Source organism: Pseudomonas sp. SGAir0191, assembly GCF_002812565.2.
Lineage (GTDB): Bacteria > Pseudomonadota > Gammaproteobacteria > Pseudomonadales > Pseudomonadaceae > Aquipseudomonas > Aquipseudomonas parafulva_B.
This window is the reverse complement of sequence record NZ_CP025035.2, coordinates 876,359-893,164: the sequence shown is the minus strand read 5'-3', so window position 1 is coordinate 893,164 and position 16,806 is coordinate 876,359. Positions and strand designations below refer to the sequence as shown.

Below are 16,806 nucleotides of genomic sequence, written 5' to 3'. Positions count from 1 at the left end.
TTCAACCAGTCACAGGAGTTGTGCCATGTCCGATTTCATCACCGTGCTGCGTGAAACCTGCCCCACCCCGGTCGTGGACGCTACCAAGTGGAAACGTATCGGCGGCGACCCGCACACCGTGAACCTGAACGCCTACCTGTCAGCCGACGGCAGCAAGATCATGGGCACCTGGATCTGCACCCCAGGCAAGTTCGAAGTCAACTATGACAAGTGGGAATACTGCCACTTTCTCGATGGCTACTGCATCGTCACCCCGGAAGGCGAGGAACCGAAGCACCTCAAGGCAGGTGACGTGTTCGTGATCGAGCCAGGAATGAAGGGCACCTGGGAGGTGGTCGAGACGGTGCGCAAGTACTTCGTCTTCGCCTGATTCGCAGGCGCAGGGGGCGCAATGAGCCGCCCCCTGCACGTTCATGACGTGCCCCCTTTGCTCACTGTGGCTTGCGGTAGGCCTCGATGATGGCCGAGAAGTCCTTGCCTCCCTCCCCGCGCAGGCTCATGGCCTGGTACAGCTGTTGCGCAACGGCGCCAAGGATCACAGGCTGGCGGGCCTGACGCGCAGCTTCGGTGGCCAGCCCCAGGTCCTTGAGCATCAACTCGGCGCCGAAGCCGCCGGTGTAGCCACGCGAGGACGGCGCCGTGTCGATCACGCCAGGCCAGGGATTATAGGTGTCGGAGCTCCAGCAGCGTCCGGTGGAGCTGTTGATGATGCCTGCCAGCACCTGGGTTTCGATACCCAAGGCATGGCCCAGCGCCATGGCCTCGGACACACCGATCATCGAAATGCCCAGCAGCAGGTTGTTGCAGATCTTGGCGATCTGCCCCGTCCCCACTTCGCCGCAGTGCACGATGTTGCGGCCCATGTGTTCGAGCACCGGCTTGAGCGCTGCGAACAGTGCGTCGCTGGCCCCGACCATGAACGTCAGCGTACCGGCCGCCGCCCCACCCGTGCCCCCTGAGACCGGTGCATCGCCCATGTCCACGCCCTTGGCGGCCGCCGCCTTGGACACCTCGCGGGCGGTTTGCGGGTCGATGGTGCTGCAATCGACGGTAGGCGTGCCAGCTCGGATCCCGGCCAATACCCCATCGTCATCGAGGTAGACGCTGCGCACGTGCGCGGCGGCCGGCAACATGGTGATCACCAGGTCGCTTTCGGCCACCGCCTCGCGTGGTGAGGCGCTGGCCTGCCCACCCAGGGCGCCGAGTTCTGCCAGTACCTCCTTGTTCAGGTCGAACAGGGCAAGGTGGTGACCGGCCTTGATCAGGTTGCGGGCCATGGGGGCGCCCATGTTGCCCAAGCCAATGAATGCGATACGCATGTCGTGCTCCTTAGCGCAGGCTGATGGTGGTGTTCACGCCGTCGTTGATACTGTCGTCATCGAACCAGCGGGCGGTAACCGTCTTGGTCTGGGTGTAGAACTGCACCACCTGCTTGCCGTACGGCCCCAGGTCTCCCAGCTTGGAGCCGCGCGAGCCGGTGAAGCTGAAGAACGGTACGGGCACCGGGATCGGGATGTTGATGCCCACCTGCCCAACGTCGATCTCGCTCTGGAACTTGCGCGCCGCCGCGCCGCTCTGGGTGAACAGACCGGTCCCGTTGCCGAACGGGTTGGCGTTGACCAGTGCGATGGCCTCGTCGAGGGTATCAACCTCGAGCGTGACCAGCACCGGCCCGAAGATTTCCTGGGTATAGACCTGCATGTCGGTGGTCACGCCCGAAAACAAGGTAGGGCCGACGAAGTTGCCTTGCTCATAGCCCGGCACCTTGACGTCGCGGCCATCGAGCTCCAACGTGGCGCCTTCTCGGATGCCGCTCTCGATCAGGCTCAGTACACGCTCCTTGGCCCGCTTGGACACCACCGGCCCCACATCGGTACCCGGCTCGCAGCCAGCGTTGACGCTGAGCTTGCTCGCCGCCTGCTTGATGTCCGGCAGCCATTCGCGGGCCTTGCCCACCAGCACCGCGACCGAGGTGGCCATGCAGCGCTGGCCCGCGGCACCAAAGGCCGCCCCTACAAGGGCATTCACGGTCTGCGTACGGTTGGCGTCCGGCAGCACCACGGCATGGTTCTTGGCGCCCATCATCGACTGCACGCGCTTGCCATGCTGGCTGGCCAGGTTGTAGACATGGGTACCCACTTCGGTCGAGCCGACGAAGGAAATCGCCTTGATGTCCTGGTGCGTGCACAGGGCATCGACCACGGCCTTGCCCCCATGGACGACGTTGAGCACACCGGCAGGCACCCCGGCCTCCACGGCTAGTTCGACCAGCAACAGCGTGGACAACGGGTCCTGCTCGGAGGGCTTGAGCACGAACGTATTGCCACAGACGATGGCCATGGGGAACATCCACAGCGGGATCATCGCGGGGAAGTTGAACGGTGTGATGCCGGCGCACACCCCGATCGGCTGGCGCAAGGTGTAGGTATCGACACCGCCTGCCACGTTTTCGGCGAATTCGCCCATTTGCAGGGTGCCGATGGAAGCCGCGTGCTCAACCACTTCCAGGCCACGGAAGATATCGCCCTCGGCGTCGGCCAGTGTTTTACCCTGCTCGGCGCTCAGCACCTGGGCAATGCGCTTGCTGTGCTCACGAATCAGCGCCTGGAGCTTGAGCATGATGCGCATGCGCGCGCCAATCGGCGTATGGCGCCAGGTCAAGAAGGCGCGCTGGGCCGCTGCCACGGCGGCGTCCACCTCCTCGGTGGTGGCGAACGGAACACGCGCCAGCACGGCCTGGGTGGCCGGGTTGACGATATCGCGCCACTCGCTCGTTCGGGACTCCACCCATTGGCCATCGATCAGCAGCTTGGCCTGCTCGACCTTGGTCTGGTCAGGGGACTGGGGTGCGTTCATCTGCGTTCTCCTTGGAATTATTGTCAGGACGAGATCGCCAGCGCCGTCGCTAACGCGGGGTGGCGTGAGAGGGCATGTTTCGAGTATAGATGTGCAAACATCCTACAAGAACGCATAAAAATTCCGGATCATCATGCAAAAAGACCTCACATCCCTGAGTGCGCTCAACTGGGACGACTTGAAGTTCTTTCTTGAAGTAGCCCGCACCCGCAAGGCCAGCAGCGCGGCCAAACGCCTGAGCGTGGACTACACCACCGTCTCGCGGCGCATCACTTCGCTGGAGGGCGCGCTTGGCACCTTGTTGTTCGAAAAATCGCGCACCAGCGGTTTTGTGCTGACGGCAGAAGGCCAACGCCTGCTCGGTTATGCCGAGGCCATCGAGAGTACGCTGCACATGGCGTGCGAGCAGGTATCAGGCTCCGGGGTGGCGCTGTCGGGGCATGTGCGCATGGGCTGCACCGAAGGCTTCGGCAGCTTCTTCATCACCCCGCAGCTGAGCCACTTCGTCGATGCATACCCGGCGATTTCAGTGGATATCCTGCCGCTGCCGCACTTCATCAGCCTGTCCAAGCGCGAGGCAGACATCGTCATCGCCCTGGAACGCCCGGAACACGGGCCCTATGTATGCTGCAAGCTGTGCAACTACCGGCTGCGCCTGTACGCCACCCAGGCCTACCTGGACAGCCACGCGTCGATCCAGGCCGTTGCCGACCTGGCCGGGCATCCCTTCATCAGCTATGTCGACGACCTGGCTTTCAGCTCCGAGCTGCTGTACCTGGCCAACCTGATCCCGGGGGCCACGGCCCACCTGCGCAGCACCAGCGTGATTGCCCAGTACACCGCAGCGCTTCAAGGTCGGGGGCTGGCCATTCTGCCGTGTTTTCTGGCCGCGCAGGACCCGCGGCTGGTGACGGTGCTGCCCGATCAGGTGGAGGTGACGCGGCAATTCTGGATGTATTGCCGCGAAGACCTGCGCAAACTCAAGCGCATCACCTTGTTGTGGGACTACATCCGCGAGGTGACCGAAGCCAATGCCCCACTGATGATGGGGCAGGATACGGTGATGCGCTTCGCCAAGGCCTGCACTCAGCCCTGACGGCGCTCGCCCTCACACCTGCTCGAGCATCAACCCCGAGATACGTCGAACCTTGCGCTCCACGGCTTCCTCGAAGATGCCCTGGCGAGGTTCGACCAGGCTGAAGCAGTGCTTGGCACGGGTGATGCCGGTGTAGATCAGCTCCTTGGTCAGCACCGGATTGAGTGCGTCGGGCAGGACCAGTGCGGTATGGCCGAATTCCGAGCCCTGGGATTTGTGCACGGTCATGGCGAACACGGTTTCCACCTCGTTCAAGCGGCTGGGCAGTACAAAGCGTACGCCACCCTTGCCATCGTTGCGGGGAAAGGCCACGCGCAGCAATGGCTTGCCCTGTTCGTCCGGCAGGCACAGGGCGATGCCGATGTCGCCGTTCATCAAACCCAGCCCATAGTCGTTGCGCGTGACCAACACCGGGCGGCCCTCGTACCAAGGCTGCTGGCTGTCGATCAGGCGGGCGTTGTGCAGCACCCGCGCCACGCGCTCGTTCAACCCTTCAACGCCCCAGGCGCCGCGGCGCACGGCGCACAACAGCTGGAAATCCTCGAAACTGTGCAAGACCTTGGCAGCCCAGCGCTCCCACGCAGGGTCGTCAAAGGGAGTGTCCAGCGCCGGACGCTGGCTGCCCAGTGTACGCAGGTAGCTGCGATAGCCCTGGGGGCCTTCTGCGCCACGGTCCAGGCCGTCGAGCAGCAGGCGATCGAAGGCGCGGTCATGCTCCTGTTTCAGGGCCAGGCTGTGGACGTCGGGCGGCGGCATGGCCAGCAGGTTGCGCGCCGCATGGCTTTGCTGGCGGTTGACCAACCGGGCGAGCTGGCCGATGCCGCTGCCTTCGCCGAAGCGCCGGGAAAAGCGCAGCATGACCACTTGCTGAGCCAGTGGGTGGCGCTGTTCATCACCTGGCTCAAGACCGCTTTCAGACAGCGATTGCCCGCCAATATGCTCCAGCCATGCTTGGGTCGCTGGGGAGTAGCGGCCCTGCTCGGCATCCCGGCACAAGTCACCCAGCACCGCACCGGCCTCCACCGAGGCCAGCTGGTCCTTGTCACCCAGCAGCACCAGCCGTGCCTTTGGCGGCATGGCATCGAGCAGGTTGGCCATCATCTCCAGGTCGATCATCGAGGCTTCATCGACCACCAGTACGTCCAGGGGCAGCGGGTTGGCGGCATTGTGACGGAAATGTCGCGAGCCTGGACGGCTGCCGAGCAGGCGGTGCACGGTACTGACTTCAGTGGGGATATGACCACGCACGGCGCTGCTGACCTGCAGACGCTCGACTTGCTGGCCAATGGATTCGGTCAGGCGAGCAGCGGCCTTGCCCGTGGGCGCCGCCAGGCGGATGCGCAACGGCCTGCCCGCTTCCACTGCCGGGGCCTGGAGCAAGGCAAGCAGGCGTACCACGGTGGTGGTCTTGCCGGTGCCAGGCCCACCGGTGATGATGCTGAACCCGGCGCGCGTGGCCAGGGCGCAGGCAAGCTTCTGCCAGTCCACCTGCCCTGCGAGGCTGCCGCCCTCGAACAGGGCGTCCAGACGCGCCGCCAGGTCTGGGGGTACGGCATCGGCCTGGGTCAGGCGTTGGCGCAAGGTGCTGTCGATACGCCGTTCATAACTCCAGTAGCGGCGCAGGTAGAGGCGTTCGCCGCTAAGGACCAAAGGCCGTGTGTGCTGCCCGGGCGCATCGGCGGCTGCCACCAGCGGGCTTGCGGCAATGCGCTGGCGCCAGGCGTCCAGGTCAAGGCCGGCCAGCAGTTGGGAGGGCAACAGCAGCGGGCCGGTCAATGCATCACCCTCAGGCGGTAACGAGAGCGCGAAGTCAGGTTCGGCCAAGGTCTGCTGCAAGTCCAGGCAGACGTGCCCATGCCCCAGTTGATGGCTGGCAAGGGCGGCGGCCAACAGCAACAGCGGGTCACTGCCCGGCGCAAGCGTCTCCAGAAATGACACGAAAGCACGGTCCAGCGCCCGCAACCAACCGCGTTCGACCCAGCGATCGAGCAGTTGCAACAGGTCACTGCTGCGGTGCTGAGGGGCCAGGGCCAGCAGATGCTCGGCTTGCAGAGGGGTGGGCAGCAGGTCGAGGAGGCTTCGGCTCATGGGGTGTCTCCGGCGAACAAATCATGCTGAACAGGCGCGTGCTCGCCGCGAAACAACGCATCGAGGGTTTCGATCAACTCGCGTGGGGGCTTGGCGTGATAAATGCCATGCCCGCTGCTGTTGGCCCCTCGCAGGAAAATGAAAAGGGCCCCGCCGACATGAAGGTCATAGTCATAGTCCGGCAGGCGGGCGCGCAGCTGTCGATGCAGGGCCAACAGGTACAGCACGTACTGCAGGTCGTAACGATGCTCGAGAATGGCTCGCTGCATCGCGGCAGGGTCATATGCCTGGATGTCCGGGCCCAGCCAGTTGGATTTGTAATCGGTCACGTAGTAGCGCCCCTCCAGCTCGAACGCCAAGTCGATGAAGCCCTTGAACATGCCGTTGAGCAACGTCGGCTGCGCGGCTGGACGCAGTAGCCCTGGATGGGTGTAGTGGGCCACCAGGCGGTCGAGCTGCTGGGCATCGACCTGGTGACTGGCAAACCAGAACTCCATCTCGACCTGATAGTGGGTGAGCTGGCTGAGGGTCACGGTCAGGCCGTTTTGCGCCACTGGCATCGGTGTGTCGAGCAGGCCTGTGAGCCACTGGGTCAGCGTCGGTATCCAGCCCTCCCAGCCGCGCCGGTTACAGCGCTGGCCCACGGTGCGGGCCAGCGCTTGCGGGTTGTCGCGCACTTGGGCAAAGCCTTCGCGCCCGGCCCACTCCAGCAAACCGTGGAGGAACGTGCCGGGGTTGGGACCGCGCGGGAAACGGTGGATGTCTCCGCTATCGGCCGGGACCTCGCGCAGAACCTGGGTATCGACGCGCTCATCATCGAGCAGTTGTTGCGCCAGGGAACTGTCGACGCCCAGCGCCTGTTCGCCGATCCGCAGGGCGCTGTAAGAGGCGATCCACCACTGTTCGGCCGCCGCGCGGCGGGGCATACGGGCTGGAACCAGCTGATGCTGCAACTGCGGTGTCTGGTAGGCTGCCCGGTCCGCCTCCGGAAGCCCTGGGCAGGTAATGTGCGCGCTGGTATCGGCCAGTGCTTGCAACCAGTCTGCCAGTTGCTTGGAGTCGGCAAGCTCAGTGCCGCCGCCCAGCAGGTAGCCGAGCGCCGAGCGATGCAGGTTCGAGCGCTTGTGATTCCCGCGCTTGAGGTCGGCCACCCCCAGCCAGCAGGCGTGCTGGGCACGGGTAAGCGCCACATACAAAAGGCGCAAGTCTTCGGCCAAACGTTCGTCATCGGCGCGCTCGATCTGCGTGGCGTCCGGCGTCAGGGTCAAGTGCGCATTGCCTTGGCTGTCATGCCAGGCGAGCGGCAGACGGCTACCGTCCACCGGTTTGCTGGAGCAGATGAACGGGAGATACACCAAGGGGTATTCCAGGCCCTTGGACTTGTGGATGGTCACCACCTTGACCAGTTGCTCGTCACTCTCCAGGCGCAGGATCTGCTCCTCGCCAGCCTGGCCTGAACTGGCCAGATGATCGGCCAGATGCCGGATCAGCGCCTGTTCACCGTCCAGCTCGCCTGCGGCCTGCTGGAGCAACTCGGCCAGGTGCAAGAGGTTGGTGAGCACTCGCTCGCCGTCCGTGCGGCGAATGAGCGTTCGCGGCAGTTCGAAGTCATGCAGCAACTGGCGCAGCATGGGCAGTACGCCCTGGCGCTGCCACGTGTCGCGGTAGGCGCGAAACCGCATCACCCAGCTTTCCCACACCCGTTCGTCCTGGTTCAGGCGATCAAGCGCCGACAGCGACAGGTCGAGCGTCAAGCTGGCCAACGCCGCCTTGAGCAGACGCTCGGAGTCCGGCTCTGCGCAGGCTTTGAGCCAGGCCAGCAGGTCATGGGCTTCCTGGGCGGCGAACACCGAGTCCTTGTCGGAGAGGTAGACGCTGCGCATACCTCGGGCAGCGAGCTCCGTGCGGATGCGTTGCGCCTCGTGGCCATCGCGCACCAGGATGGCGATGTCCGAAGGCAGGCACGGGCGCAATTGGCCATTGGCGTGCGCAAAGCCTGCCGCGCCGCGTTGACTGGCGTTAAGCAGGCCCACGATGTGGCTCGCGCAACTGGCGGCCATCTGCTGCCGGTAAACGCCCACCGAAACCGGCTCGTCGCTGGGTAGTTGCCAGCACTGAAGTGGGACGCAGGGTTGCCCTTGAAGCATCAGTTGCTCGCTGCGGCCCTGGGCGCGCACGGCAACGAAGGGCAGAGGGTTATCGTGCGCCTCCCGAAAGAGGAAGGCGCCACGCCCGCCGGGACGCGCCTCGGCTTGCTGGAACACCTGGTTGACCGCCGCGACCATGCCTTCGCTGGAGCGGTAGTTGGTGTCCAGGCTGTGCAAGCGCCCTTGGGTCGCGCGCCGGGCAGCGAGGTAGGTGTAGATATCGGCACCGCGGAAGGCGTAGATCGCCTGCTTGGGGTCGCCGATCATGAACAGGCCGGTGTCGCCGTGGTTCTCGCCGATGCGGTAGATGCGTTCGAAGATGCCGTACTGGACCGGATCGGTGTCCTGGAATTCATCGATCATCGCCACCGGGAACTGCTCGCGGATCAATCCGGCCAGACGCTCGCCTGCCTCGCTGTGCAGTGCCTGCTGCAACCGCAGGAGCATGTCATCAAAGCCCATTTCCGCGCGGCGCCGCTTCTCCACTTCGAACTGCGCCGAAACCCAACTGGCGGCATGTTCGAGCAGCGCTGCATCCGGACTGGCCAGGCCCTGCAGGTCCTGTTGCAGGGTTTGCATGGCATCGAATGCAGGGTGCGCTGGCGGCTCGCCGACTTTCCAGGCCTCGGCCAGGCCCGCAGGGGTCAAACGGGTGAAGCCTGTGCCCAGGTCAAGTTCTACGCACTGCTCGTCGTTGCACCACAGGCACAACTTGTCGAACCAGGGTTCGAAATAGCGGGCCTGCATCTTCCTGCCATCCACGTGCTTGGCGGCCACGGCGTCGCGACAGAGCTGTCGCAGCTCCGGTGCCCAGGCAGCCCAGGGCCTCTTGAGCCGGGCCAACTGCTCATCGCGGGCCTGCAACGCCTCAAGGATCAATGTCTCGGGCTCAGGCCCTTGGTGGGCGGCACGCACCCTGCCAAACAACGGGCGAATGCGGGGCAAGAGCGCGGCAGGGCTGACCCAGTGCCTACGTACCCACGCCAGGGCCTGGCTTTGCATGCCGTAGCAGAAACGCCGCCAGTAATCGCGCACCACCTGCCCCAGCAGTTCACTGTGGTCGGTTTCAAGGGTCTGGGTGAACAGGCTACCGCTGTCGAATGCGTGCTCACGCAGCATGCGCTGGCACCAGCCATGAATGGTCGATACGGCGGCCTCGTCCATCCACTGCACAGCCGTTTCCAGCCGGGCGGCGCTGCTTGGCCAAGCGTGCTCTGGATAATCGTCACGCAGTTGCGCCAGCAGCGGGTCGACGGCTTCGAGTTCACCGCGGAAAAACCGCGCCGCCTCGGCCAGCCGAGTCCGGATACGCTCGCGCAACTCCTTGGTGGCAGCGTCGGTGAACGTGACCACCAGAATCTGCGGCGGCAGCAGCTCTCGTTCGAAACCCCGCTCGCCACCATGGCCGAGGATAAGGCGCAGGTACAAGGCCGAAATGGTGAATGTCTTGCCGGTTCCCGCGCTGGCCTCGATCAGCTGACTGCCATGCAAGGGGAAATTCAGTGCCAATGGCCGAGCCTGGGTCATGCGTTTTTCTCCGGGTTGCCCAGGGTTTGCCAGGGGGCGTCGAACAGGGGACGGTACAAGGCCTCGCACCATCCCTCGAAGGTTTCGTCGGCCGTGAGCGCGGCGAAATCGCGGAACTGCCGGGCCAGGGCAACGCTTTCACCGCGCTCGCCGGCACCCGTGCGTTCATCGCCTTCGTAAGCACGGGCAGCGGCAGCCATGGCTTTGTCCGGCTCGTCCTGGGCGAGCCAGGCGAATGCCGTCTTAGGCGCCACTGGCAGCGGTGCACACATGCCCGCCTGGCGTGCCACCAGCAGTTCTCCCAACAGCTGTGCTGCCGCTTGCTGGCCGACTGGCGCCAGTAGCAGGGTCACGTCACTGGCTACCAGCGCAGTGTGATAGGCGTATCCTGCGGCGCAGGCGGCAAGGTGTGTCACCCATGGCGCGATGAGGCGATGCCATTTGAGGCTGTTGCGCCCTGCACTGATGGTGTTGGGGACCGTGGTGATGCTCAGCACGCTCTGGTCATCGCCTTGGAACACGCGGCCCAGCCAGCCCTCCAGCCGATGAGGACCGTGTTCGAAATGCACGGGCAGTGCGCCCTCAACCTGCCGCGGCCAGCGTTCGAGCAACTGCCCATGGCGTTGCAGCAAGTCAGGCAGCGGCTCGATGAGGTCGTGCTGCAAGAGCTCGCCAAAACCGGCCAAGGGCAACAGGCCCTGGGCCTGCAGGCGGCGTGCTTGCTGATGCAGGGCACGCTGGGCATCCTCGGGTGCGCTCAAGGCTGCGCTGAGTAATGCTTCACTTGCGCCATAACGTTGCAAGGCGTCGAGTACAAAAGGCTCTTCGTCCGGCGTGGGCGCTTCGAGCGCTTCGAAGTAGACCTTGAGCCGCTGACTGAAGAAGTGCCGCACTGGGTGCCTGAGAAAATCGGCCAGCTGGTTCAATGTCAGCGGCTCATCATCCTGGTAGGGCGTCAGTTCGGACAGGTCGTGAGGGTCGTCGCTGTGGGCCTGGTGTAGCACTTGCCACTCGTGCGCGTAACTGAACAGCACGCTGCCTTGTTCGAAATAGCGCAGGCTGAACGGCTGCAACGGGTGTTCCTGGGTCAGGGCGTGAAGCAGTTGCTGGCCCGGATCGTGTTTGGTGTCGGCTTGCGCATCGGCCAGTTGCCATCCCGCCGCGATGTGATCGCGAAGCTGGCCGATCAGTACCGAGGCAGGACGCTCGCTGTTGTCGCGGATACTGCGGCCCACCCAGCTCACGTAGAGCTGGTCCTGGGCCGACAATAGGGCTTCGAGCAACAGGTAGCGATCATCTTCCCGACGCGAACGATCACCTGGGCGATAGTCGGTGGCCATCAGGTCGAAATCCAGCGGTGGCTGCGCGCGTGGATAGTCACCGTCGTTCATGCCCAGCAGGCAGACCACGCGAAACGGGATGGCCCGCATGGGCATGAGGGTACAGAAATTCACCGAGCCTGCCAGAAAGCGCTGGGACAATTTGCCTTGATCCAGGCCCGACAACCAGGCCTCGCGCACCACCGTAAGGGGCAGTGGATCTTGCAGGTCCACGGTTTCGCAGACATCCAGCCACGATTCGCGCAGGTCTTGCAACTGGATCAGCAAGAACTCGTCCTGCTCATCCTCGGCCAGGAAGAAGACGTGCAGCAGGGCATTGAGGCGTTCGCTCCACTCGCCTGCGTTGGCCGGGGATGACAAGGTTTGGCACGCCACTTCCAGCGCATCGAGCAACGCGACAAGCGGGCCAATCAGCGCAGCGTCCAGCCCGCCTATCTCGTCATAAGGCTCGATGCCATCGCAGGCATCACCCACACCCACGGCATACCCCAGCAACATCCGCCGCAAACCAAAGCGCCAGGAGTTCTGCTCGAGCCCTTCCGGCAAGCCCAGGCTGGCCCGTTGCTCGGCATTGAGCCCCCAGCGAATGCCGGCTCCTTCGATCCAGCGGTGTAGGGTGGGCAAGTCACCTTCGCGAATGCCAAACCGAGCCCGTACTGCCGGCACGTCCAGCAGGTCCAGCACTTCGCTGACGGCAAAGCGGCTTTCGGGAAGTTTGAGCAGGTGCTCCAGGGCGATCAGCAGCGGCTCGCGGCCACGCTGGCCCTGGTCGGTCAAGGTAAAAGGGATGTAGCGAGGGTCTTTACGCTGCACCTGGCCGAAGACGGCCCGAATGTGCGGTGCGTAGCTATCCACGTCGGGCAACATGACGATGACGTCGCGTGGACGCAGTGTGGGATCTGCGCTGAAGCGAGCCAACAACTGATCGTGGAGAATCTCGACTTCCCGTTGCGGGCTGTGCGCAACGTGAAAGCGCACCGAACGGTCGCGGCGTGCATTGACCGGCGGCCACTGCTCACGGGATTCGGCCAGCGGGCGCAATTGAAGGATGTCGTCCTGTAGCTGGTTGAGCAGCGTTACGGGTGAGCCTTCGGTGAACAGGTCGATGCGTCCATCGCTGAAGACACCCTGGTAACTTCCTGGGTCGTCGTAGCTGTCGAGCAGATTGATGTAGTCGCGGCCTTGCTTGCCCCAGGCTGCCAACAAGGGATGCGCGTGTTGGTGCAGTGACTGGTCATCGAGTTCCAATGGCATGCCGGGCCGGCGTTGCTGACGCTTGTACTGGTGCCGCAGCAAGTCCTTGTCGGCCACGATATCGGCCCAGTGATGGCGACAAGGATTGTGCACGCATAACAGCACCTGGCTGTAACGGGCGAGACCGGCCAGCGCTTCAAGCGTCTGGGCAGGCAGCGAGGAGATACCGAACACGATGACCCGCGCGGGCAGGTTTGACGGGGCCTGCTTCAGCTCGTCGATGCAGGCCATGAACCGCTGATGGACGCCGGCACGGCTCTGGGCCATGCCCTCCTCGCCTACGTCCTCCAACAAGGCACGCCACAGCTCTGCTTGCCAGCAGTTATCGACAGGCAGTGGCTTGCGTTCGCTGCGGGCAGTATTGAGCACATGCCGTCCTGCGGCCCACTCTTTCAACCAGTCGGCGCGGTAGACCTGATATTGGTCGAACAGGTCGGCCAGGCGCTCGGCGAGCTGATAGCGTTTGCGCAGATCGCTGTCGTCAGTCAGAAAACGCCGCAACGGCTCGAAGTGCGGTCGCTCGATCAGCTCGGGTAATAGGCGCATCAAGCGCCAGGTGAGCGGTGCCTTGTCGAGCAGCGACACTTCCGGTATCTGATCGCGGCCCAACACGGTGCGGTACAGCTGCCACATGAAACTACCCGGGAGCTGCATCTCGATGGCAGCGGCAATGCCACAACCGCCCTGGTCATCCTCTAGGGGGTCTTCGGCCAAAGCGAGCTTGAGCCATTGGGCGATACCATTGCTCTGAACCAGCGCGATTTCGTTCTCTAGAGGCGCAAGGGGGTAACGGCGCATCCAGCTCACCACCAGGCTGCGCAGGTCGTCGGGGCGATTGCCGTGGACGATCATGAAGCCAGGCTGGAGGTGAGTACTGGACATCGGCAGGTCTCTTTAAGGGCGAGTTGACTTGGGCAGGAACGATATCACGGCGCGGGTCAAGGGCGGGGCCGTAGCAAGGTGTGGAAGCGTTGATGCGGGGTATTTAATGCTCCAAGGCATAGCAGTCGCGTGTCCACACCTGCTGCTCAAGGCGGTTGCTCGTTTGACGACCTCGACGCTGATACGTAAGTTTTTTCAGCCCAAAGACAAAACCCCTACCTGCGTGCGCAGATAGGGGTTTTGCGAAATGAATCTTGACGATGACCTACTCTCACATGGGGAAACCCCACACTACCATCGGCGATGCATCGTTTCACTACTGAGTTCGGGATGGGATCAGGTGGTTCCAATGCTCTATGGTCGTCAAGAAATTCTGTAGCCAGAATGTCCTGTTGGACAGCCCAGCGAATTCGGATATGTGATGTTTGCGATGCGTTGCGAACTTTCGGTTCATGCCATCTTCACCACCGCAATCTGCAGAAGCAAATTGCTTGGGTGTTATATGGTCAAGCCTCACGGGCAATTAGTATTGGTTAGCTCAACGCCTCACAGCGCTTACACACCCAACCTATCAACGTCGTAGTCTTCGACGGCCCTTTAGGGGATTCAAGATCCCAGTGAGATCTCATCTTGAGGCAAGTTTCCCGCTTAGATGCTTTCAGCGGTTATCTCTTCCGAACATAGCTACCCGGCAATGCCACTGGCGTGACAACCGGAACACCAGAGGTTCGTCCACTCCGGTCCTCTCGTACTAGGAGCAGCCCCTCTCAAATCTCAAACGTCCACGGCAGATAGGGACCGAACTGTCTCACGACGTTCTAAACCCAGCTCGCGTACCACTTTAAATGGCGAACAGCCATACCCTTGGGACCGGCTTCAGCCCCAGGATGTGATGAGCCGACATCGAGGTGCCAAACACCGCCGTCGATATGAACTCTTGGGCGGTATCAGCCTGTTATCCCCGGAGTACCTTTTATCCGTTGAGCGATGGCCCTTCCATACAGAACCACCGGATCACTAAGACCTACTTTCGTACCTGCTCGACGTGTGTGTCTCGCAGTCAAGCGCGCTTTTGCCTTTATACTCTACGACCGATTTCCGACCGGTCTGAGCGCACCTTCGTACTCCTCCGTTACTCTTTGGGAGGAGACCGCCCCAGTCAAACTACCCACCATACACTGTCCTCGATCCGGATGACGGACCTGAGTTAGAACCTCAAAGTTGCCAGGGTGGTATTTCAAGGATGGCTCCATGAGAACTGGCGTCCCCACTTCAAAGCCTCCCACCTATCCTACACAAGCAAATTCAAAGTCCAGTGCAAAGCTATAGTAAAGGTTCACGGGGTCTTTCCGTCTAGCCGCGGATACACTGCATCTTCACAGCGATTTCAATTTCACTGAGTCTCGGGTGGAGACAGCGCCGCCATCGTTACGCCATTCGTGCAGGTCGGAACTTACCCGACAAGGAATTTCGCTACCTTAGGACCGTTATAGTTACGGCCGCCGTTTACCGGGGCTTCGATCAAGAGCTTCGCTTGCGCTAACCCCATCAATTAACCTTCCGGCACCGGGCAGGCGTCACACCCTATACGTCCACTTTCGTGTTTGCAGAGTGCTGTGTTTTTAATAAACAGTCGCAGCGGCCTGGTATCTTCGACCAGCAAAAGCTTACGGGGCAAGCCCTTCACCTTCGCCGGCGCACCTTCTCCCGAAGTTACGGTGCCATTTTGCCTAGTTCCTTCACCCGAGTTCTCTCAAGCGCCTTGGTATTCTCTACCTAACCACCTGTGTCGGTTTGGGGTACGGTTCCCAGTTATCTGAAGCTTAGGAGCTTTTCTTGGAAGCATGGTATCAACCACTTCATCGCCTAAAGGCAACTCGTCATCAGCTCTCGGCCTTGAAATCCCGGATTTGCCTAAGATTTCAGCCTACCACCTTAAACCTGGACAACCAACGCCAGGCTGGCCTAACCTTCTCCGTCCCTCCATCGCAATAACTGGAAGTACAGGAATATTAACCTGTTTTCCATCGACTACGCTTTTCAGCCTCGCCTTAGGGACCGACTAACCCTGCGTCGATTAACGTTGCGCAGGAAACCTTGGTCTTTCGGCGTGCGAGTTTTTCACTCGCATTGTCGTTACTCATGTCAGCATTCGCACTTCTGATACCTCCAGCAAGCTTCTCAACTCACCTTCACAGGCTTACAGAACGCTCCTCTACCGCATCATCATAAGATGATACCCGTAGCTTCGGTGCATGGTTTGAGCCCCGTTACATCTTCCGCGCAGGCCGACTCGACTAGTGAGCTATTACGCTTTCTTTAAAGGGTGGCTGCTTCTAAGCCAACCTCCTAGCTGTCTAAGCCTTCCCACATCGTTTCCCACTTAACCATGACTTTGGGACCTTAGCTGACGGTCTGGGTTGTTTCCCTTTTCACGACGGACGTTAGCACCCGCCGTGTGTCTCCCATGCTCGGCACTTGTAGGTATTCGGAGTTTGCATCGGTTTGGTAAGTCGGGATGACCCCCTAGCCGAAACAGTGCTCTACCCCCTACAGTGATACATGAGGCGCTACCTAAATAGCTTTCGAGGAGAACCAGCTATCTCCGAGCTTGATTAGCCTTTCACTCCGATCCACAGGTCATCCGCTAACTTTTCAACGGTAGTCGGTTCGGTCCTCCAGTCAGTGTTACCTAACCTTCAACCTGCCCATGGATAGATCGCCCGGTTTCGGGTCTATACCCAGCGACTAAACGCCCTATTAAGACTCGCTTTCGCTACGCCTCCCCTATTCGGTTAAGCTCGCCACTGAATATAAGTCGCTGACCCATTATACAAAAGGTACGCAGTCACCTAACAAAGTAGGCTCCCACTGCTTGTACGCATACGGTTTCAGGTTCTATTTCACTCCCCTCTCCGGGGTTCTTTTCGCCTTTCCCTCACGGTACTGGTTCACTATCGGTCAGTCAGTAGTATTTAGCCTTGGAGGATGGTCCCCCCATATTCAGACAAAGTTTCTCGTGCTCCGTCCTACTCGATTTCATTGATAAGAGATTTTCGTGTACGGGGCTATCACCCACTATGGCCGCACTTTCCAGAGCGTTCCACTAATCTCAAATCAACTTAAGGGCTGGTCCCCGTTCGCTCGCCACTACTAAGGGAATCTCGGTTGATTTCTTTTCCTCAGGGTACTTAGATGTTTCAGTTCCCCTGGTTCGCCTCTTGCACCTATGTATTCAGTACAAGATAACCAGCTTGTGCTGGCTGGGTTCCCCCATTCAGAGATCTCTGGATCACAGTCTGTTTGCCGACTCCCCAAAGCTTTTCGCAGGCTACCACGTCTTTCATCGCCTCTGACTGCCAAGGCATCCACCGTATGCGCTTCTTCACTTGACCATATAACCCCAAGCAATCTGGTTATACTGTGAAGACGACATTCGCCGAAAATTCGCACGTTGCTCTTACGAGCAGAACTCACAAATTTTACCTTAGCCTGAATTCCAGCAGTGAAACTGGTCTTCAGTCTATTTCTATCACATATCCGAATTTTTAAAGAACGATCTGACAAAAGTCAGAAATCAACATTCACGCTGGAATGCTCATTTCTGATTTCTCAT

General features: G+C 61.3%; 7 protein-coding genes and 2 rRNA genes. 2 read left to right on the top strand and 7 right to left on the bottom strand.

Annotation, left to right across the window (positions count from 1 at the left end):
- Window positions 1–25: 25 nt before the first annotated feature.
- The gene (locus CWR53_RS03965; protein WP_023534343.1) at window positions 26–370 is read left to right on the top strand and encodes a cupin domain-containing protein; all 345 of its coding nucleotides are present in this window, start codon (window positions 26–28) and stop codon (window positions 368–370) included.
- Between the two features lie 61 nt (window positions 371–431).
- Here CWR53_RS03965 and mmsB read toward each other — a convergent pair whose 3' ends face one another.
- Both mmsB and CWR53_RS03955 read right to left on the bottom strand, forming a co-directional pair.
- Window positions 432–1,319 (bottom strand): 3-hydroxyisobutyrate dehydrogenase, encoded by an 888-nt coding sequence (mmsB, locus tag CWR53_RS03960; RefSeq protein ID WP_100850875.1) that lies wholly within the window; start codon window positions 1,317–1,319, stop codon window positions 432–434.
- Window positions 1,320–1,329: 10 nt separating this feature from the next.
- Window positions 1,330–2,856: a CoA-acylating methylmalonate-semialdehyde dehydrogenase gene (locus tag CWR53_RS03955; RefSeq protein WP_058639893.1), complete on the bottom strand. Its 1,527-nt coding sequence runs from the start codon at window positions 2,854–2,856 to the stop codon at window positions 1,330–1,332.
- Window positions 2,857–2,989: 133 nt separating this feature from the next.
- On the opposite strand from CWR53_RS03955, the gene CWR53_RS03950 reads away from it, so the two are divergent.
- Complete coding sequence (locus tag CWR53_RS03950) at window positions 2,990–3,952, top strand: LysR family transcriptional regulator (protein WP_100850874.1); 963 nt, start codon at window positions 2,990–2,992, stop codon at window positions 3,950–3,952.
- Between the two features lie 12 nt (window positions 3,953–3,964).
- Here CWR53_RS03950 and recD read toward each other — a convergent pair whose 3' ends face one another.
- The 5 genes from recD to CWR53_RS03925 all read right to left on the bottom strand — a co-directional run bounded on the left by recD (window position 3,965) and on the right by CWR53_RS03925 (window position 16,585).
- Window positions 3,965–6,040 carry an exodeoxyribonuclease V subunit alpha gene (gene recD, locus CWR53_RS03945; RefSeq protein WP_100850873.1) on the bottom strand — a complete coding sequence of 692 codons (2,076 nt, stop codon included), beginning with the start codon at window positions 6,038–6,040 and terminating at the stop codon, window positions 3,965–3,967.
- On the bottom strand, window positions 6,037–9,714 hold the full coding sequence (gene recB / locus CWR53_RS03940) for an exodeoxyribonuclease V subunit beta (RefSeq protein ID WP_100850872.1): 3,678 nt from the start codon (window positions 9,712–9,714) through the stop codon (window positions 6,037–6,039). Before recB ends, recD begins: the two co-directional genes overlap by 4 nt.
- Window positions 9,711–13,190 carry an exodeoxyribonuclease V subunit gamma gene (recC, locus tag CWR53_RS03935; protein WP_100850871.1) on the bottom strand — a complete coding sequence of 1,160 codons (3,480 nt, stop codon included), beginning with the start codon at window positions 13,188–13,190 and terminating at the stop codon, window positions 9,711–9,713. The genes recB and recC overlap by 4 nt, the downstream gene beginning before the upstream one ends.
- Window positions 13,191–13,442: 252 nt before the next feature.
- Window positions 13,443–13,558: ribosomal RNA gene (gene rrf, locus CWR53_RS03930) — 5S ribosomal RNA — on the bottom strand.
- 134 nt (window positions 13,559–13,692) lie between these two features.
- A 23S ribosomal RNA gene (locus CWR53_RS03925) occupies window positions 13,693–16,585 on the bottom strand.
- Window positions 16,586–16,806: the final 221 nt, after the last annotated feature.

Bases quoted from the DNA above. Each gene is read 5' to 3' on its own strand.
- CWR53_RS03950 (WP_100850874.1), top strand. From the start codon at position 2,990: ATGCAAAAAGACCTCACATCCCTGAGTGCGCTCAACTGGGACGACTTG.
- CWR53_RS03955 (WP_058639893.1), bottom strand. From the start codon at position 2,856: ATGAACGCACCCCAGTCCCCTGACCAGACCAAGGTCGAGCAGGCCAAG.
- CWR53_RS03965 (WP_023534343.1), top strand. From the start codon at position 26: ATGTCCGATTTCATCACCGTGCTGCGTGAAACCTGCCCCACCCCGGTC.
- mmsB (WP_100850875.1), bottom strand. From the start codon at position 1,319: ATGCGTATCGCATTCATTGGCTTGGGCAACATGGGCGCCCCCATGGCC.
- recD (WP_100850873.1), bottom strand. From the start codon at position 6,040: ATGAGCCGAAGCCTCCTCGACCTGCTGCCCACCCCTCTGCAAGCCGAG.
- recC (WP_100850871.1), bottom strand. From the start codon at position 13,190: ATGTCCAGTACTCACCTCCAGCCTGGCTTCATGATCGTCCACGGCAAT.
- recB (WP_100850872.1), bottom strand. From the start codon at position 9,714: ATGACCCAGGCTCGGCCATTGGCACTGAATTTCCCCTTGCATGGCAGT.